Here is a 17,157-nt window from a genome sequence, read left to right as displayed (position 1 = left end):
CCGAGATCCCGGGAAAAATACCCATCAGGGTATCTCGCCGTGGCGCCCGCGCACGAGAGCCGAACGGCCCCGTCCGCACCCCGTCGGCCCCTCGATCCGAGGAACGTCACGCTGTCGACTGGAACGCGGAGCAGCGACACCACCGAAAGGGCGAGGTCATGTCCGGCAGCACACCGCAGGCCCCGAAGGCGAACCGGTCGCACGGCGCGGACGGGCACGGTCGCGGGGGCGCCCGCGCCGACCAGGACGTCAGCACGGTGGACGGGTGTCCGCGCCGCCGGTCCCGGCGGGCGGGTCGGCCACAACGCGAGTCCCACGGCCGCACCCCCACCGAACGGTCCGCGCCGTGCGACCGGTTCGCCTTCCCCGCGGGCCGCCCTCCCCACCGGCACGGTCCGCCCCGTGCCGCTCTGCCCGTCCGTCCGGGGTTCGCCCCGGCCACCGGCCGACCGGCCCGGCTCGCCGTACGGGCCCCGGTCGTACCGCCACCGGGCCGTCCCGAGACCGGCTTCGAGGCGGAGCCGTGAGCACGCCGGCGGCATCGGCCGGGCCGGACTGGCCCGCCCGCATCCGGGCCGCACTCATCGGCGACGACGAAGTGCTGGAGGGCCCCTACGGCCCGAAGCGGATCGTCTACGCGGACTACACCGCCTCCGGACGCTCCCTCGGCTTCATCGAGGATTTCGTCCGCGAGCAGGTGCTGCCGCGCTACGGCAACACCCACACGGAGAGCTCCAGCACCGGCCTGCAGACCACCCGGCTGCGTGAGGACGCGCGCCGCATCGTCCGCGACGCGGTCGGCGGCACCGAGGACGATCTGGTCATCTTCTGCGGTTCCGGAGCCACCGCCGCGGTCAACAAGCTGGTCGGCATTCTCCGGCTGCGCCGCCCGGACCCGCCGCCGCCGGACGAGCGGCCGGTGGTGTTCGTGGGCCCCTACGAGCACCACTCCAACGAGCTGCCCTGGCGCGAGTCGATCGCCGACGTCGTGGTGATCGACGAGGACCCGGACGGCCACATCGATCTCGCCCGGCTCGAAGCGGGGCTGCGGCGCCACACCGGCCGGCCGCTGCTGATCGGCAGCTTCTCGGCCGCGTCCAACGTCACCGGCATCCTCACCGACACCGACCGCGTCGCCCGTCTGCTGCACGCGTACGGCGCCCTGTCGTTCTGGGACTACGCGGCCGCCGCCCCGTACATCCCGATCCGGGTGGCCGAGAGCGCTCCGGGCGCCGGAGACCACAAGGACGCCCTGTTCCTCTCCCCGCACAAGTTCGTCGGCGGGCCGCAGACGCCCGGTGTGCTCGTCGTGCGCCGCGAACTGGTCCGCGACCCGGTGCCCACCGCACCCGGCGGCGGCACGGTCGCCTTCGTCGACCCGCGCGGCCACCGCTATCTCGACGACCCGGTGGCCCGCGAGGAGGGCGGCACCCCGGCCATCGTCGAGTCCATCCGCGCCGGCCTCGTCTTCGCCCTCAAGCAGACCGTCGGCACCGCCACCATCCAGGCCGCCGAGGAACGCCACTGGCGTCGTGCGCTCGCCGCCTGGGACCGCAACCCCGGCATCGAGATCCTCGGCGATCATCACGCCCGCCGCCTGTCCATCGTCTCCTTCCGCGTCCGCCACGGCGACCACGCCTACCTGCATCACAACTACGTCGTGGCACTGCTCAACGACCTCTTCGGCATCCAGGCCCGCGGCGGCTGCTCCTGCGCGGGCCCCTACGGCCACCGCCTGCTCGCCATCGACGCCGCCACCTCCCACGCCCTGCTCGACGAGGTCGTGCTCGGCTGCGACGGCATCAAACCCGGCTGGACCCGCGTCAACTTCAACTACTTCATCAGCGACGCCGTCCGCGACTACCTCATCGGCGCGGTCGATCTGATCGCCGCGCACGGACACCGGCTCCTGCCCGAGTACCGCTTCGACCCGCACACCGGGCAGTGGCGCCATCGCGGCGGCCCCGCAGACCCCCCGCTGCGGCTGACGGACGTGCGCTTCGGCAGCGACGGCCGGATCACCGCCCCGGCACACCGCCACCGCGCGATGGGCGAGGAGACGCTGCCCGGTCAGCTCGACCGCGCCCGCGCGGTACTGACGGCCGGCCCCGACCGGCTCGACGACGGTCCCACCGGACTGCCCGTCGATTTCGAGCAGATGCGCTGGTTCCCGCTGCCTCCGGTCTGTGTGGAACAAACCGCGGCGACCGCCGGTTGAACCGAGCGGAGAAAATACCCCACCGGGTATCGGAGAGCGGAGGGAACCCCATGCCGACCGTGGAACTGACCAAGGACAACTTCAAGGAGACCGTCACCGGCTCCGGCATCGTGCTGATCGACTTCTGGGCGGCCTGGTGCGGGCCGTGCCGGATGTTCGCCCCCGTCTACGAGAAGGCGGCCGAGCGCCACCCGGACATCGTCTTCGGCAAGGTCGACACCGAGGCGCAGCCCGAACTTGCCGCGGCCTTCCAGATCTCGTCCATCCCCACCCTGGTGGCCGTCCGCGACCGCACCGTGCTCTACGCCCAGGCGGGTGCCCTGCCGCCGCAGGCGCTGGAGGAGCTCATCACCAAGATCGGCGAGGTCGACATGGACCAGGTGGGCCGGCAGGCCACGGCGGGCACGACGGGGTCCGACTGACCCACACCGCGGCGGGAACGGCCATGTCGGCCATGACGACCGTGAACGTTGATGGTCGACGCCGCCCGAACCGGGACGTACAGTACCCCTAGGGGTATTTTTGCGAGGAGTGGTCGTGGAACTGGAGCTCGAGGGTGCGGACCTGAAAGCCGTACTGAACCGGCTGCGCCGGGCGCAGGGTCAGATCTCCGGGGTGATCCGGATGATCGAGGAGGGGCGCGACTGCGAGGACGTGGTCACACAGCTCGCCGCCGCGTCACGCGCGCTGGACCGGGCCGGTTTCGCGATCATCGCCACCGGTCTGCAGCAGTGCGTGATCGACATGGAGTCCGGCCGCAAGGACGGCGAGGACCCGGAGGCGATGCGCGCCCGGCTGGAGAAGCTGTTCCTGTCCCTGGCGTGATCACGTCGGTGGACGGCCGCTCGCCGTCCCGGGCCCGGGGACCGCGGCGCCGACGGCGATGACCGGCAGGCCGGTGCCCGGCGCGTCGCGCGCCCGCGGGCCGGACACAGCCACCGGCCCCGGCGGGCCTGCGAGCCGCCGCCAGCACCGAGAAGCGGGAAAAGACCCGCAGACGTCTCCCGGGCACCTCGCCCCGGCCGGACACCTATCCCGGCCCCGGCAACACCGACGAGAAAGGCCGCCGTCATGCCCTACGACCGCACCGTCCACCTCGACACGGACTTCGCCACCGCCGTCGCCCGCACCCGCGACGCCCTCGCCGAGCAGGGCTTCGGCATCCTCACCGAGATCGACGTCACCGCCACCCTCAAGGCCAGGCTCGACCACGCCATGGAGGACTACGTCATCCTCGGCGCCTGCAACCCGCCCCTCGCCCGGCGCGCCCTGGACACCGATCGCTCCATCGGCCTGCTGCTGCCCTGCAACGTCGTCGTCCGCCGCGACGGCGACCGCACCGCCGTACAGGCCCTCGACCCGGGCACGATGGTGGCCCTCACCGGACTCGACACCCTGCGCCCCGTCGCCGACGAAGCCACCCACCGCCTCGACGCCGCCCTCGCCTCCCTCGCCGGGGCGGCCACGGCGAGCTGACGCGGCATCGCGAGGTGACGAAGCGGCCTCGCACGTCGGCCCCGCCGGTCAGCGGCGGCGTTGACCGGCCCGCAGGTCGAAGTCGCCGTAGCTGTTGTCGGCGGGGTTGACGGTCGCTCCGGGAGCCACGATCTCGTCGATGCGGTCGAGGACGTCCGGCCCGAGGGTGACGTCGGCCGCGTGCAGGGCCAGGTCGAGGCGGTCCCGTCAGTCCTGCGGCTCCTCGGTCACGAACTCCGGTGGTGCCTGAAGGTCGTGGGCGCGGAACAGGACCGCGTGCTCGACGCCCATGGCCTTGCCGCTCATCGCGGTGAACTTCGGGATGAGGTCCGCGGGAGCGGGGTGGTCCGCAAGCGCGGCCAGGTACGCGGCGTGCGCTTCGAGCGAGGCGACGCCGCGGCGCAGCGGCTCACCCGTGATCTCCACGCCGTGGGTCGCACGGGGGCCGGCGGTCTGGGGGACGACGTACCAGCGCGCGGAGTGCGGTTCCAGGTCCTCGTCGTCGATCTGCTCCGGGAAGACCCATCGGTTGCCGGCGTCGCGTACCGCGTCGAGCGTCGCGAGTCCGGCCGCACGGTGGTCGGCGTGCTCGAAGCCGTAGGGCGTCTCGATCTCGTAACCGGACCCGAGGACGACGTCGGGCTTGAACCGGCGGATCTCCCGGCAGATGTCCCGGCGCAGGTCGAGGCCGTGGACGAGTACGCCGTCCGGGTGATCGAGGACGGTCAGGTGCTTGACGCCGACGACGGCGCAGGCGGCCCGCTGCTCGGCGAGCCGCAGGCGTGCCGTCTCCTCGGGAGGGTTCGGCATGCCGGCCTCGCCGCGGGTGAGCAGCAGATAGCCGACGTCGATACCGCGCGCGGTCCAGCGCGCGACGGCCGCGGACGTGCCGTACTCCATGTCGTCCGGGTGCGCGACGACGCAGAGCACGCGCCGGAAGGACTCCTCGGGCAGGGCGGGCAATGTCATGCCGTCCATCCTTTCGCCCGGAGGTGCCGCCGTCCGCCGTTCGCGGATTCCCTTGCGCCTCGGCGGGTGGGCGTTCACGGCGGCCGCCGGCCGCCCGGCGTCCGCGGGCTGTCACGCCTGGTCGTGCGCCGTGTAGACGGTCGCGGTCATGGGTGCCGCCACCGGCCCGGCACCGAGGCCTTCCGTCATCGTCCGCGTGACGGCGGCCCGGAGGGCCTGGGCATCCGCCCGTGCCTCCAGGGCGGCGTTCACCGGTGTGCCGGTGAGGAATCCCATGGCGACGGAGGCGGCCGACGGGGCGACGCCTTCCAGCGTGACCTCCTCGACGGTGCCCAGGGTCAGTCCGGCGGCCGTGAGGTCGGCGGCGACCACGGCCGGGTCGGCGTAGCCGTGGGGCACGTCCCTCAGGAACGTCGGCGCCCCGTCGGGCAGGGCCTTCTCCAGGGCGGCCTGGAAGGCGGCCCCGAACCCGTGCGAGGCCAGCGGGCCCCAACTGCTGAACAGGAACCGTCCTCCAGGGGCCAGAACCCTGCGCACCTCGGCGTAGGCGGCGGGCCTGTCGGGGAAGAACATCACCCCGAACTGGCACACGACGAGGTCGAAGCCGGCATCCTCGAAGGGGAGGTCCTGGGCGTCCGCCTGCCGCCAGTCGGCGCGCGGTTCGCGTACCGATCCGGCGGTGACCATCGATTCGTTGAGGTCGGTCGCCACCACCGATGCCGTCGGCACCTCGGTGAGCAGCGCCGAGGTCAGCGCCCCGGTCCCGGCGGCGAGCTCCAGGACGGTGAGCGGCCGCAGCGCCGCCGCCCTCGCGGCCAGGTCGGCGGCGAAGGGGCGGAAGAGGGCCGGCACCAGGTGCTGCTCGTAGGCCTCGGGCATGGACCGTGTCCACCGCCGGTTCGCGTCGTCTGCGCTCACCTCACAGACACTAGACCCGACGGCGGGCCTTCGCGGCTTCGCGCCTTCGGGTCGGCGCCTTCGCCGCCCGCCGCCGCGGACCGGCGGCGACCTCGCTCGGCACGCACCAGTCCGGGAGCCGGACCGTCACTCGCACAGCGCACGGAATACCCCGATGCGGCTAACCCATGATGATATTTCAGACCTACCGGGCACAGTGATCTCACGACGGCGACCCGTGGACCCGCTCGCCCCCACCGCACTCAGGAAAGCGTCGATGATGATCCGTACGCCCGTGGGGCCTCGCCTGTCCTGGCGTCTTCGTACCGTGCCCTTGGCCGTGGCAGCCGTGCTGTCGCTCGTGTGCACCCTTCTCGTCGGCCAGGCGACACCGGCGGCCGCCGCGCCCGTGAAACCGGTCGTCAACGGGCCGGTGTTCAACGACCCGCTCGGCACGGCGGAGCAACAGGAGGCGATCTTCACCCAGCTCATCCGGCTGATCGACGCCACGCCCGCGGGCGAGCAGATCCGTGGCTCGATGTACGAGTTCAACGACCTGGCGGTGGCGAACGCCCTGCTGGCCGCCCACGCTCGGGGCGTCGCCGTCAAGCTCGTCGTCGACGACTCCACGTATGTGGATGCCCACGGAGCCGAATACGCCAACCCCGCCTATCAGGCCCTGAAGTCCGGGCTCGGGTCCGATGACTCCGCGCGTTCCTGGGTCGTCGTCTGCGACGACAGGTTCGAGGACCCGGACGGCGTGGACGACGTCCGCCGCGGTTGCCTGAGCGTCGCTCCGCCCGAACCGGCCTACGCCCACAACAAGTTCTTCATCTTCTCGAAGATCGGCCCCTTCGACGACGGCACCAGCTACGCGAAGGTCGTCTTCCAGACCTCCTCGAACCTCGGCGACTGGTACAAGGTCGAGTCCTTCAACGACTCGGTCACGTTCGCCGACAGCGCGGTCTACAACGGCTACGCCAGGTACCACGAGATGCTCCGCACCGGACGCCACCTCGCGGGCGGCGACAATCACGCCTACTTCTCCACCCCCACCGGCTCGACCTATCGCGCCTTCTTCTTCCCGCGCGGCGACGCGTCGTACTACAACCCGGCCACCGACACGATGGTCGGCGCACTGAACCAGCTCAGTTGCTCCTACACCGGCTCCGACGGCAAGAAGCACCAGACCGACGTCCGCATCGTGACCCACAACTTCTTCGGCTCCCGCCGCCAGGTCGCCGACAAGCTGGCCCAACTGCGCGGCCGCGGCTGCTGGATCGACATCATCTACGCCGAGACCGACGCGGCGATCGCCAGCAGGCTGGATGCCGCCGGCATCCAGCACCGCAGATGCAGCATCCCCAACGGACCGGGCATCGACGTGCGTCCGCACAACAAGGAGATGCTGATCGACGGCGCCTTCGACGGCGACATCACACCCCGGGTCTACACCGGCAGCGCGAACATGACCGGCTCGTCACTGCGCTCGGCCGACGAGGCGGTCGTACGGATCACCAGCGCGTCCTACCACTCGAAATACCTCAGTACGTTCTACAAGATCCGCGCCGCCTGCGGCGGCTGAGCCACCAGGGGCCGAAGAGCTGGACAAAGAAAGACGCGCCGCCCGGGAAGCTGGGGAGCGCGCCGGATGTTGATCTCCATGACGCGCTGTCCGGCGCCGTTGACCACCCGGAGATCCTCCGCGTCTCCAGAAAGGCATCAAAAGCTCATGTTCCAGCGTATTTTGGTTGCCGTCGATCCCAGCCCCGCCCGGTACTCCGCCGTACGTCTCGCCGGGGAGATGGCCGCGTTGTCGGGCGCGGAGGTCCGCGTCCTCCATGTCGTCGCGTCCGCCGCCTCGGTGGCCACGGTCCTGCCGCTCGAGGACGACACCGAGGCCAAGGCCCTGCTCGACGAGGCCGTGACGATCCTGCGCGACAAGGGCCTCAAGACCGAAGGGGTCCTGGCCCGAGGTCTGACCGCGCAGATAGCGACGGCGATCTCGGAGTCGGCCGAGGACTTCGCGGCGGACCTCATCGTCCTGAGCCCTCACCACCGGGGATTCGTCGAGGCGCTCTTCAACCCGCGCGTCAGTGACGCCGTGGCGCACGCGAGCCGGACGGCGCTCCTGCTGGCCCCCGAGGAGGAGCCCACGGCCTGACCTGATCCCCCGTCGGCAGGCGGTGACCGCACCGGTCGCGGATGCCGCCGTGCCGCGTCCCTCCCGGGCCGCGCCGCGGTCAGGGGCAGTCGTACGTGAAGTGGGTGGCGGCCGTGCGGTGGCCCGGGGTGAGGATGCTCAGCTGGGCCCGTGCCGTGCTGTGTCCCTTGCCCCGGTAGGTCCACCGCAGGTGAAGACGCGCCTGCTTCTGCCCTTTGACCAGCACTTCACGCAGGACACCGGACGTCGTGCCGTCGCTTCGGATCCATCGGTAGGTGAGCGTGCCCGCGCGGCCGTTCGTGGTCACGAGGCCGACGACGTCCGCGGTGTCGTCGCAGCCCAGAGCCGTCGGCCGGGCCGTGACCGCGACCTCGTCGACCGCCAGGGCCCGCCCGGAGTGCTGCCAGGCCAGCAGGACGAGGACGGCGAGCACCACCAGTGCCGGCAGCGCATGCCTGCGCATCCTCCGCCTGAGGGGCACGGCAGGCGCGGGCAGGGCGGGCAGTGTCCGCAGGGTGCGGTGCGCGACGGCGGCGGTCACGCCCGGCCCGAACCGCAACAGGGTGCCTTCGACGTGGTCGGGCACCGTCTCCGGAACCTCCGCCGCGGGCGGTTCGACGAGGGTGTCGTCCGGTTCGGGCCGCTGGATCCAGTGACTGCCCAGCACGGTGGCGCTGTACTCGGCGTCCGGAGGGGCGGGTTCGTCGTCCGCGGCGCCGCCGCCGGCCGGGCCCAGACGCCGGGTGGGGTCGTGTGCGCCGGTGGGAGCGAACGCCAGGGTCGGCCCTCCCTCCTCCGCGGGCGGGGGCGTGGCGTCTTTCTCAGCGGTCATCGGAGCTCACACTGTCTGGTCAGGATCTGCTGCGTGGCACCGCCGTTGGCGGACGCCGGGGAGGTGGTGGCCTGGACCGCCCAGTAGCAGCCGTCGTTCTGGAAGGTGTGGTCGACGGTGATGGTGTACCGGGTGGCTCCGCTGCGCGCGAAGGTCTGGGACGGGCCGTCCTGGGAGCCGAGCTGCACGCCGAGGTTGCTCGTGAACCAGGAGACGGTGAGGGAGACCGGCCCGGTGCCGTCCGTGGTGACGTCGATGGTGGCCGTGCCGGTCGTGGGACCTGACTGGCGGAAGGCCGACACGGTGACGTCCTTGACGGCGGGAGCGGGTGACGGGGTGGTGGGGGTGGTCGTCGGTGTCGCGGCGGTGGTCGCCGCGCCGGGCGTCGTCTCCTGGGCGGGAGACACGGTGGCAGCGGGTCCGGGGTCAGCGCTGCCGGTGCTCGCCGGGGCGGAGGGGGAGAGCGAGGGGGACGGTGAGGGTGCGCCGTCGGCCGGAGATGCCGTCGGCGAGGTGGTGGGCGAGGGCGGCCCGGCGTCGGACCCGGCGCTGGTGGTGGCCAGGGCCTCCGCCGCCTGCTGCGCGGCGGCTCCGGAGGCGTGCTGGATGCCGTAGGTGAGAAGGATGCCGAGGAGCGCGGCGGCGGCCGACACGAGCATCCCGGGCCGGCCGGGCAGCCATGACCGCATCCCGTCGTGCCGCGGCTGCCGGCTCAGGACCGTACGCGCGGTGTCCGTGGTGGTGCGGGGGCTGCGGGCCGAGGGCAGGAGCAGCGCCAGCAGGGCCACCAGGGCGGCGAGCCGGGCGCGGCCGCGAACCTCCCATTCGGGCCCGTAGGCGGCGCCCGCGACCGCCTCCAGTTCCCGCACGAAGGCCTCGGCCTGCGCCGGCCGCTCCCGCGGTTCCTTGGCCAGTCCGCGGCGGACCAGTTCCCGCACCGCCGCCGGGACCTCGTCTGCGGGAACGGGGGCGTCGACGTGCCGCAGCGCGAGTTCGGCGAGGTTGTCGCCCGAGTACGGCTTGTGTCCCGTCAGGCACTCGAAGAAGGTGGCCGTGGCCGCGTACACGTCCGCGGCGGAGGAGGCCGGTGCCCCGGTCCACTGCTCGGGGGCCATGTAGGACGGGGTCCCGGCGACGCCGGCGCTGGTCCCGGCGTCCACCGCGATGCCGAAGTCGACGAGCTTGGACGATCCGTCCGTGCCCACCAGGACGTTCTCGGGCTTGTAGTCGCGGTGGACGACGCCGACGCCGTGCGCGTCGGCCAGACCCAGCAGCGATCCCTTGAGCACGGCGAGCGCGGCCTCGGGTTCGAGTGGGCCCTGCCGGGTCAGCAGCGTCCGCAGCGAGACGCCGTCCACCAGTTCCATCACGATGGCGGCGCCGTGCGGACTCTCCACGTACTCGTACAGGTCGGCCACGTACAGGCTCCGCAGTCCGCCCAGCAGGCGGGCCTCGGCCCGGAAGTCGTGCACGAAGCCCGGCCGCGTGCGCAGGGAATCGCTGAGGTACTTCACCGCGACCGGAACGCCGGTCTCGCCGTGCACGGCCGACACGACGCGCCCGCTCGCTCCCGACCCGAGCTCAAGCGACTCGGTGTATCCGGGTACCACCCATGTGCTCACATCATCCCCCGGTCGGCGTGCCGCCGTACGCGGCCGGCTCCCAAGCGGCCGGACCATGCGTAGAGAGACACCTTTTCAGCCACAGCGGTTGCGGCACAGCCCCCTGGCGATGTCACTTCAGGGCGGTCCGTCCCGGCCGTCGCACGCCGGACGGACGGGGCGACGGCGCCGCGGGCGCCGCCGGTGGCCGCGTCCTCGCGGGGGTGGGCGGGCTCGACGCGTGCCCGGATCGTCCCTGCGGCGTGTGCCTCGCCCGGGACGGGTGAAGCGCCCGGCGCGGCGTTCCGTTGCCATGGAGGAGGGCGCATCGAGCGCCCTCCGGCCCGACTGCGCGAGGTGGGCACCGTGAGACGCTGGCGTGCTCTGATCGTTCTCGGTACGGCCCAGTTCCTCATGGTGCTGGACACGTCCGTCATGAACGTGTCGATCAGTCAGCTCGTCGACGACTTCGACACCGAGGTCACCACCATCCAGGCCGTCATCACGCTCTACGCGCTCGTCATGGCCGCCTTCATGATCATCGGCGGCAGGCTGGGCGACATCCTGGGGCGCCGCCGCCTCTTCTTCGCCGGTCTGATCGTGTACGGCACCGGCTCCGCCGTGACGGCGCTGGCCCCCACCGTGTGGGTCCTGGCCCTGGGCTGGTCGGTGGTCGAAGGGCTCGGCGCCGCCATGGTGCTGCCCGCCATGGCCGCCCTGGTCGCGGAGTCGTACCGGGGGCGGGACCGTGCCGTGGCCTACGGCGTGATCGGCGGACTCGCCGGCGCCGGTATCGCGGTCGGCCCGCTGCTGGGCGGCTGGGTGACGACGTACCTCACCTGGCGGCTGGTGTTCGCGGGCGAGGTCGTGGTCGTGCTGGCCGTCCTGTCGTGCCGCCGGATGATCACCGAGGCGGGGCGGACCGGATCGCATCCCCGCCTCGACGGGGTCGGCGCGGCGCTCTCGGCGGCCGGGCTGGCGCTGGGCGTGCTCGGCGTGCTGCAGAGCAGCACGTGGGGCTGGGTGTCGCCCCGCAACCCGCCCTTCACGGTCCTCGGCTTCTCCCCCACCCTGTTCGTCGTCGGGGCCGGGATCGGCGTGCTCGCCCTCTTCGTCCACTGGGAGCGCCGCCGCGAGGAGCAGGGCAGCGACCCGCTGGTCCATCTGCAGCTGCTCCGCAGGCCGGCCCTGCGCTCCGGCCTGATGGCGCTGCTGGGCCAGAACCTCATCCTGCTGGGACTGTTCTTCGTCATCCCGCTGTATCTGCAGGTGGTGCAGGGCTTCGACGCGTTCCAGACGGGGCTTCGGCTGCTTCCCGTCTCCGTCACCATGCTCGTGGCGTCCGTCCTCGCCTCGGCCGTCGGCCGCAAGGCGGGACCGCGGCGAGTGGTCCGGCTCGCCCTGCTCGTCATGGCGGCGGCCGTCGTGTGGCTGCTGGCCACCATCGACCCGGTCATCGACGACGCGCAGTTCGCCGGAGCCATGGCCCTGGTCGGCGTGGGCACCGGTCTGCTCGCCTCGCAGTTGGGCAACGTCGTCCAGTCCAGCGTGGGCGAGGAGGAGCGCAGCGAAGTCGGGGGGCTGCAGTTCACGGCCCAGAATCTGGGCTCCGCGCTCGGCACGGCCCTCATCGGGTCGATCCTGCTGGGGGCGCTGGCCCACACCTTCACGGCGCAGGTCGCGGACAACCCGCAGCTGTCCGAGGAGGCCCGTACGCAGACCGGCATCGCGCTGGAGTCCGGGATCTCCTTCGTGACCACCGACCAGGTGCGGTCGGCGGCCGAGAAGGCCGGGCTTCCGCCGTCGGAGGTGCAGGCCGTCACGGACTCCTACGCCTCGGCACAGCTCGACGGTCTCAAGGCCGCGATCTTCGCCACCGGCGGCGTGACGCTGGCCACCTTCCTCGTCACCCCCCGTCTCCCCGCGGGCAGCGGCAGCCGTACGAAGAAGAAGGAGACCCGCGCACCGGCCGGAGACGTCGGATCCACGCGTTGACCACCGCCGGCCACCAGGAAGCCGGGGCACGTGCGCCGGCGCGTGCGTGCACCGCTGCCCGCAGCGCCTCTCGCCCGTCGGCGCGGGCGGAGCGCCGCTCTCAGTGGCGCAGCCCTTCTCCGCTCGGGGAGGACGAGCGAGTGACGGTGTTCGCCCGGCCGTGCTGCAGCCAGGACCACTGAATCCGGCAGCCGACCCGAAGACGGCCTTGGGCGCTCGTGCGCACGCCGAGGCGCCCGAAGTCGATCGCCGCCGGATCCTCCGTTTCGGGGGGCCATTCGGGATTCTCTCCGAGGGGCAGCTCGTCCCGGTCGGTGACGATGACGGTGACGCCGACGTCGTCGGTCCCCAGCAGAACCCAGAAGCGGGCCTGCGTGCTGTGTCCGCGCATGTAGTGACAGCCCACCCTGACGGTGTCCGCCACGCGCGAGGCCGTCGGTTTCGGCACGCCGATCCCGATCAGCATGCCCTGTGCCGCCTCGGCGGTGCTGGCGGCGTCGGCCTCCCGCCGGACCTCCATGGCCGAGGACACGTGCGCGCGCTGTGAGGAGACCTCCGCGCCGTAGACACGCGGAAGGCTGAAGAGCCGGACATCGCGCCCCATGAGACCATCCCCTCGCCCTCCGCACACCGGAGAGGTGCAGATCAGGGGCGCGGTGCAAGGCGCGCACCCCGGGCTGCCGTCGACGATCGTGGGTGCCGAGGTCCGGGGCATCATCACCACAGTAGGCCGCAGTGGTGGCCGATGCCAGGACGAGAGTCTCCGGGACGGATGGCGGATGGCGGTGGGGACACCCCCTGGCCTCGGTCGCCGGCCCGGCCGGTGTGGTCAAGGACGGGTCAGGCCGCCGCGGCGACCCGGGTGCGCAGGTTGTGGAACTGGCGGGTCTGCATGACGAAGTGGGCGGGTTCGCCCAGCAGCAGGTCGAAGGGCCGGGTGAGGCGACGCGGGCGGCCCTGTCCGCGGGTGCGGACCACCAGGCGGGTTCTCCCGTCGGCGGTCGGGCTCAGGTGGAAGCCCCACACTCCGTCCATGCGTGCCACCGGGAAGGCGTCCCACTCCGGGTCGAAGGAGTGGCCGGAGGGCAGCCTGAGGTCCGACCGCAGCACCAGGGTCCGGTTCGGCTCGACGCGCGCCACGGTGAACCAGGACTGGCCGTCACGCGTCGCCGGCAGCCGTTGCCCTTCCTCCAGCCTCTGCCACTCGGGCGTGATCCGGTCCGCGCTCGGTATGCCGAAGTGGTCCAGCAGGTCCCAGCTGTACCAGCCGCCGCGGTCGCCTCCCATCTGCACCAGCCAGGGCCAGACGCGCTCGGGTGGCGCGGGCAGGGTGGTGGCCATCGTCGAGGTGCCGTCGGCGTCGGGGACGAGTTCGTCGCCGGGGTAGGCACGGGCGGCCTCGTCCTGCGTCGCGCCCCAGGTCAGCAGACGCGGCCGGAATCGCCGTGCGTAGAGGGCGAGCACGGCGGGGGCCACCAGGAAGGGGAGCAGGCGCACGCCCGCTCGCCGTCGGCTTGATCGCTGCTTGGACATCGTGTCCTCCCTGGTCACCGGGAGCGGACCTGGTGCGGCAGGTCTCCGTGCCGGCGGCAGGAGACCGGTGCGCGGGGATGGACGGGCCGCGCACCGGTGGTCGTACGCACGGGCGCGGTGGCCGACGATCCGCTCGATCGGGCCTGTCCGCACCGGCGTCCGGCGCTCCGCGCGACGGGCCTCGCCCCGTGGAGCCTGTCTTTCTCCTCTCTGCATATCCGGGGTGGCACGGCCCGCGCGAGGGCCGGTCGGCCCTGCGGCGGGTCCCATCGTCCCGTCGGCCGGCCCCGCGCGCCCCACGCGAGGCCGGCCGACGGCCCCCGACCGTGGAGCCGGCGTGGTTCCGTGCCCGGCGGGCCCGCCGGGCACGGTCCCGGGCCGCAGGCCGGGTTCGTCTCGGCCTACGCGTTCGGGACCGCATGCTCGAACGCCTCCTGATGCCGCTCCGAGGCCGCGAGCAGGTTGCCGTAGATCTGCCGCGCGTCGGGGGCGGTGAGCCCGGTGAGGGCGTGGTGCAGGGCGGCGATGTCGTCGGCCTCCACCGCGCGGCCGGTGTTCAGGGCCGCGTTCAGGCTGCCGTCGCCCTGCTTCAGGTACCGGTCGTAGGTGGCCCGGACGGCCGGGTCGGTGAAGGCTCCGGTCGCCTTGCCCGCGGTCGGGTCGGTGACGTCGTAGCGGTCCAGCAGGCTGCGTACGGCTGTCAGACGGCTGGTCTCGGCCGACGCGATCCGCTCGAAGATCCGCACGTCGTAACGGTCGGCGAACGCCGTGTAGAGGTCGTGGGCCAGTTTCTCCTCCTCGGCCATGCGGGCGAGCGTGGTCTTCTGGGCCGCGGTCAGGGTGCCCTGCGGGGCCGGTGCGCCGGAGCCGGTGCAGCCGCCGTCGCGGCGGGTGTCGCCCACGCCGTTGCCGTGCCACTCGCCATACCGCTCGCCGTATCCCTGACGATCCGTCATCATGTGCTGCCGCACGGCCGGGCCCGTCGGCGGGCCGGTGTCGCCGCTCGCCGCCACCGGGCCGAAGGCCAGCAGACCGCCGACGGCGAGGGCGGCGGCGCCGACCGCCGTCGCGATCTTGGTGTTGCGCTTCATGGCGAACCTCCTCGGGTCCACGAGAGCGCCCCTGCGTTCCCGCACCGTCACCGTCGCGCCGGGCCCTGCAGTCGCGGTGCGCTGCGTGTGGAGACGGGATGGAGACAACCGACGGGCGTTTCGGGGCTGTTCGGCCCTCCCGGGGAAGCGGGCGGGGCGCGTAGATGTGGGACATGGCCTCCACCGTGCTCGTCGTCGAGGACGAGAAGGAGATCCGCGAGCTGCTGCGCCGCTACCTGGAGCGCGCCGGATACGGCGTGCTCACGACCGGCTCGGGCGCCGAGGCGCTGCGGCTGCTGGGCGAGGGCGACGTCGATCTGACGCTGCTCGACCTCGGACTGCCGGACGTGGAGGGCGAAGAGGTGCTGCGGGAGGCCCGCGAGCGCGGGCGGGTCCCGGTGGTGGTGCTGACGGCGCGTACGACCGTGGAGGATCGTATTCACGGGCTGCGGCTGGGCGCCGACGACTATGTGAACAAGCCCTTCAGTCCCACCGAGGTGGTCCTCAGGGTGGGCGCGGTCCTGCAGCGGGCCGGGAGAACGGCGACACGCGCGGCGTCGGTCCAGTCGTACGGCCGCGACCGGCTGCGGATCGACGAGACCCGGCACGAGGCGATGCTGGACGGGACACCGCTGGAGCTGACACCCACCGAGTGGGGCCTGTTGACCACGCTCGCGTCGGTGCCCGGCCGGGTGTACTCGCGCTACGAGCTGGTCAACCGGGTGCGCGGCTACGAGTTCGCGGGCTACGACCGGACGATCGACTCGCATGTGAAGAACCTGCGGCACAAGCTCGGAGACTCCGGCTCCGAGCTGGTCGAGACGGTGCTGGGAGTGGGCTACCGGCTGGGGTGGGCCCGTGACTCCTGACCGTGGTCCGGTGCGCCCCGGCGGGTGGCGGTCCGGCGGGCTCGGTCCCCTCGGGCGACGGCTCTTCGCGGCGTTCGCCGTGGTCGCGCTGGCGTCGGTGGCCCTGTTGACGGCCGCCGCGCTCGCCGGAGCCGGCGCCGGGCTGAGCAGCGCCCACCAGGCCGACCGGCAGCGCGCCGCGTCCCGGGTGGCCGCGGCCGCCGCCGGAGCCTACCGGGCCGCGGACGGCTGGTCGTCGGCGGACCTGACGGCGGCACGGTCGCTCGCCGCCGGCGCGGGCGCGGAGCTCACCGTACGGAACGCCGACGGTGAGGCCATCGCCGGCGGTTCGGCGTCCGGCTCCGGGCCGGAGGGCGACCACGGGATGCCCGGCGCGGGTCACGGGCAGCACGGGCGGATGACCGGTACGGGACCCGGCGCGAACGCGCCCGTGGTGGTCGGCGCCGACACGGTCGGCTCGGTGCACCTGGTCTTCCCGGCCGGCTCCGGTGCGGCGGGTCTGTCCGTGGCGTGGGGCTGGGTCGCCGCGGCCGCCGCGGGGGCGCTGATGCTGGCGCTGGCCGTGAGCTGGTTCGTGACCCGGCGGCTGACCGCTCCCGTGGTCCGGGTCGCGGCCACCGCCCGTGCCCTGGCGGCCGGCGACCGCACCGCGCGCGCCCGGATCGACGCACCCGGGGAACTGGGCGACCTCACCCGTGCTTTCGACGCCATGGCCGACGACGTCGGCCGGGCGGAGCGGGCCCGTCACCGGCTCGCGGCCGATGTCGCCCACGAACTGCGCACACCTCTGGCCTCGTTGCAGGCGGGGCTCGAGGAACTGCGCGACGGCTACGCCGAGCCGTCCGCCGAGCGCCTGGCCGGCCTGCACGACCAGGCGCTGCGGCTCGGGCGCGTCGTCGGCGATCTGGGAGAGCTGGCGGACGCCGAGTCGGCCCGCCTGTCGCTGCACCTGACCGAGGTGGATCTGTCCGTGCTGACCGCCGCCGCCGTGGCCGAGCGCGGGGCGGAACTGCGCACCGCGGGGCTGACCGTGCACACCGTTCCGGGCCCTGCCCCGCTGCCGGTCCGCGCGGACGCCGACCGGCTGCATCAGGCCCTCGGCAACCTGCTCAGCAACACCGCCCGCCACTGCCGCCCCGGTGACACCGTCACCGTCACCACCCTCGCCACGGAGTCCGAGGCACTCGTCGAGGTGACCGACACGGGCCCCGGCATCCCGTCCGACGAGCTGCCGCACGTCTTCGACCGCCTGTGGCGGGGCGCCCGCGCCCGGGCCGGAGGCGGCAGCGGCATCGGCCTCGCCGTGGTCAGGGAACTCATCACGGCCCACGGCGGCACGGTCACCGCGGCCTCCGGACCGAGCGGCGGGACGCGGATGACGCTCCGGCTGCCCAGGGCCCCGTCACCAGGGGCACGGCTCGCTGCCCGCCCTGCGGCCGAACCGCGGGTCACCTCCTGAGAGAACGCCTCCAGGGGTGTTCCTCGTGCGGGAGTGCGGGCAGCGCGGGCGAG

Annotated in this window: 17 protein-coding genes; 10 read left to right on the top strand and 7 right to left on the bottom strand. The window is 73.0% G+C overall.

Annotated features, from left to right (window positions below; genetic code table 11):
• Positions 1-158: 158 nt before the first annotated feature.
• The 5 genes from ACIRPX_RS21050 to ACIRPX_RS21030 all read left to right on the top strand — a co-directional run bounded on the left by ACIRPX_RS21050 (position 159) and on the right by ACIRPX_RS21030 (position 3,694).
• Complete coding sequence (locus ACIRPX_RS21050) at positions 159-527, top strand: OsmC family peroxiredoxin (RefSeq protein WP_404196579.1); 369 nt, start codon at positions 159-161, stop codon at positions 525-527.
• The gene (locus ACIRPX_RS21045; RefSeq protein WP_404196577.1) at positions 524-2,218 is read left to right on the top strand and encodes an aminotransferase class V-fold PLP-dependent enzyme; all 1,695 of its coding nucleotides are present in this window, start codon (positions 524-526) and stop codon (positions 2,216-2,218) included. Before ACIRPX_RS21050 ends, ACIRPX_RS21045 begins: the two co-directional genes overlap by 4 nt.
• A 50-nt stretch (positions 2,219-2,268) precedes the next feature.
• Positions 2,269-2,640, top strand: a complete 372-nt coding sequence (gene trxA, locus ACIRPX_RS21040; protein ID WP_404196574.1) for a thioredoxin — start codon at positions 2,269-2,271, stop codon at positions 2,638-2,640.
• Positions 2,641-2,755: 115 nt separating this feature from the next.
• Positions 2,756-3,043, top strand: a complete 288-nt coding sequence (locus ACIRPX_RS21035; RefSeq protein WP_404196571.1) for a metal-sensitive transcriptional regulator — start codon at positions 2,756-2,758, stop codon at positions 3,041-3,043.
• A 246-nt stretch (positions 3,044-3,289) separates the two neighbouring features.
• Entirely contained in the window at positions 3,290-3,694 is a 405-nt protein-coding gene (locus ACIRPX_RS21030) for a DUF302 domain-containing protein (RefSeq protein WP_404196569.1), read from the top strand.
• Positions 3,695-3,901: 207 nt separating this feature from the next.
• On the opposite strand, the gene ACIRPX_RS21025 is transcribed toward ACIRPX_RS21030, so the two are convergent.
• Both ACIRPX_RS21025 and ACIRPX_RS21020 read right to left on the bottom strand, forming a co-directional pair.
• The gene (locus ACIRPX_RS21025; RefSeq protein WP_404196567.1) at positions 3,902-4,663 is read right to left on the bottom strand and encodes a PIG-L deacetylase family protein; all 762 of its coding nucleotides are present in this window, start codon (positions 4,661-4,663) and stop codon (positions 3,902-3,904) included.
• A 111-nt stretch (positions 4,664-4,774) separates the two neighbouring features.
• Complete coding sequence (locus ACIRPX_RS21020; RefSeq protein ID WP_404196860.1) at positions 4,775-5,542, bottom strand: class I SAM-dependent methyltransferase; 768 nt, start codon at positions 5,540-5,542, stop codon at positions 4,775-4,777.
• A gap of 358 nt (positions 5,543-5,900) precedes the next feature.
• Here ACIRPX_RS21020 and ACIRPX_RS21015 point away from each other — a divergent pair, with 358 nt between their 5' ends.
• The gene (locus tag ACIRPX_RS21015) at positions 5,901-7,145 is read left to right on the top strand and encodes a phosphatidylserine/phosphatidylglycerophosphate/cardiolipin synthase family protein (protein ID WP_404196565.1); all 1,245 of its coding nucleotides are present in this window, start codon (positions 5,901-5,903) and stop codon (positions 7,143-7,145) included.
• A 147-nt stretch (positions 7,146-7,292) separates the two neighbouring features.
• The gene (locus tag ACIRPX_RS21010) at positions 7,293-7,724 is read left to right on the top strand and encodes a universal stress protein (RefSeq protein ID WP_404196562.1); all 432 of its coding nucleotides are present in this window, start codon (positions 7,293-7,295) and stop codon (positions 7,722-7,724) included.
• A gap of 79 nt (positions 7,725-7,803) precedes the next feature.
• Here ACIRPX_RS21010 and ACIRPX_RS21005 read toward each other — a convergent pair whose 3' ends face one another.
• The gene (locus ACIRPX_RS21005) at positions 7,804-8,556 is read right to left on the bottom strand and encodes a hypothetical protein (protein WP_404196560.1); all 753 of its coding nucleotides are present in this window, start codon (positions 8,554-8,556) and stop codon (positions 7,804-7,806) included.
• Positions 8,553-10,178, bottom strand: coding sequence for a serine/threonine-protein kinase (locus tag ACIRPX_RS21000; RefSeq protein WP_404196557.1), 1,626 nt, complete (start codon positions 10,176-10,178; stop codon positions 8,553-8,555). The genes ACIRPX_RS21005 and ACIRPX_RS21000 overlap by 4 nt, the downstream gene beginning before the upstream one ends.
• A 345-nt stretch (positions 10,179-10,523) precedes the next feature.
• On the opposite strand from ACIRPX_RS21000, the gene ACIRPX_RS20995 reads away from it, so the two are divergent.
• On the top strand, positions 10,524-12,152 hold the full coding sequence (locus ACIRPX_RS20995; protein WP_404196554.1) for an MFS transporter: 1,629 nt from the start codon (positions 10,524-10,526) through the stop codon (positions 12,150-12,152).
• A 100-nt stretch (positions 12,153-12,252) separates the two neighbouring features.
• On the opposite strand, the gene ACIRPX_RS20990 is transcribed toward ACIRPX_RS20995, so the two are convergent.
• The 3 genes from ACIRPX_RS20990 to ACIRPX_RS20980 form a co-directional block, all read right to left on the bottom strand.
• Complete coding sequence (locus tag ACIRPX_RS20990) at positions 12,253-12,756, bottom strand: hypothetical protein (protein WP_404196552.1); 504 nt, start codon at positions 12,754-12,756, stop codon at positions 12,253-12,255.
• Positions 12,757-12,992: 236 nt separating this feature from the next.
• Complete coding sequence (locus ACIRPX_RS20985; protein WP_404196549.1) at positions 12,993-13,685, bottom strand: hypothetical protein; 693 nt, start codon at positions 13,683-13,685, stop codon at positions 12,993-12,995.
• Between the two features lie 401 nt (positions 13,686-14,086).
• Entirely contained in the window at positions 14,087-14,776 is a 690-nt protein-coding gene (locus ACIRPX_RS20980) for a DUF2202 domain-containing protein (protein WP_404196546.1), read from the bottom strand.
• A gap of 173 nt (positions 14,777-14,949) precedes the next feature.
• Here ACIRPX_RS20980 and ACIRPX_RS20975 point away from each other — a divergent pair, with 173 nt between their 5' ends.
• A complete protein-coding gene (locus ACIRPX_RS20975; RefSeq protein WP_404196543.1) occupies positions 14,950-15,645 on the top strand; it encodes a response regulator transcription factor in 696 nt (231 codons plus the stop codon).
• A complete protein-coding gene (locus ACIRPX_RS20970; RefSeq protein WP_404196540.1) occupies positions 15,635-17,104 on the top strand; it encodes an ATP-binding protein in 1,470 nt (489 codons plus the stop codon). The genes ACIRPX_RS20975 and ACIRPX_RS20970 overlap by 11 nt, the downstream gene beginning before the upstream one ends.
• Positions 17,105-17,157: the final 53 nt, after the last annotated feature.

This window comes from Streptomyces sp. NPDC101225 (assembly GCF_044767585.1).
Classification (GTDB): Bacteria; Actinomycetota; Actinomycetes; order Streptomycetales; family Streptomycetaceae; genus Streptomyces.
This window is presented reverse-complemented; position numbering and strand designations above follow the sequence as displayed.

Coding starts and splice junctions, on each gene's coding strand:
- ACIRPX_RS21050 (WP_404196579.1), top strand. CDS start 159: ATGTCCGGCAGCACACCGCAGGCCCCGAAGGCGAACCGGTCGCACGGC.
- trxA (WP_404196574.1), top strand. CDS start 2,269: ATGCCGACCGTGGAACTGACCAAGGACAACTTCAAGGAGACCGTCACC.
- ACIRPX_RS21030 (WP_404196569.1), top strand. CDS start 3,290: ATGCCCTACGACCGCACCGTCCACCTCGACACGGACTTCGCCACCGCC.
- ACIRPX_RS21025 (WP_404196567.1), bottom strand. CDS start 4,663: ATGACATTGCCCGCCCTGCCCGAGGAGTCCTTCCGGCGCGTGCTCTGC.
- ACIRPX_RS21020 (WP_404196860.1), bottom strand. CDS start 5,542: ATGCCCGAGGCCTACGAGCAGCACCTGGTGCCGGCCCTCTTCCGCCCC.
- ACIRPX_RS21010 (WP_404196562.1), top strand. CDS start 7,293: ATGTTCCAGCGTATTTTGGTTGCCGTCGATCCCAGCCCCGCCCGGTAC.
- ACIRPX_RS21005 (WP_404196560.1), bottom strand. CDS start 8,556: ATGACCGCTGAGAAAGACGCCACGCCCCCGCCCGCGGAGGAGGGAGGG.
- ACIRPX_RS20990 (WP_404196552.1), bottom strand. CDS start 12,756: ATGGGGCGCGATGTCCGGCTCTTCAGCCTTCCGCGTGTCTACGGCGCG.
- ACIRPX_RS20985 (WP_404196549.1), bottom strand. CDS start 13,685: ATGTCCAAGCAGCGATCAAGCCGACGGCGAGCGGGCGTGCGCCTGCTC.
- ACIRPX_RS20980 (WP_404196546.1), bottom strand. CDS start 14,776: ATGAAGCGCAACACCAAGATCGCGACGGCGGTCGGCGCCGCCGCCCTC.
- ACIRPX_RS20975 (WP_404196543.1), top strand. CDS start 14,950: ATGGCCTCCACCGTGCTCGTCGTCGAGGACGAGAAGGAGATCCGCGAG.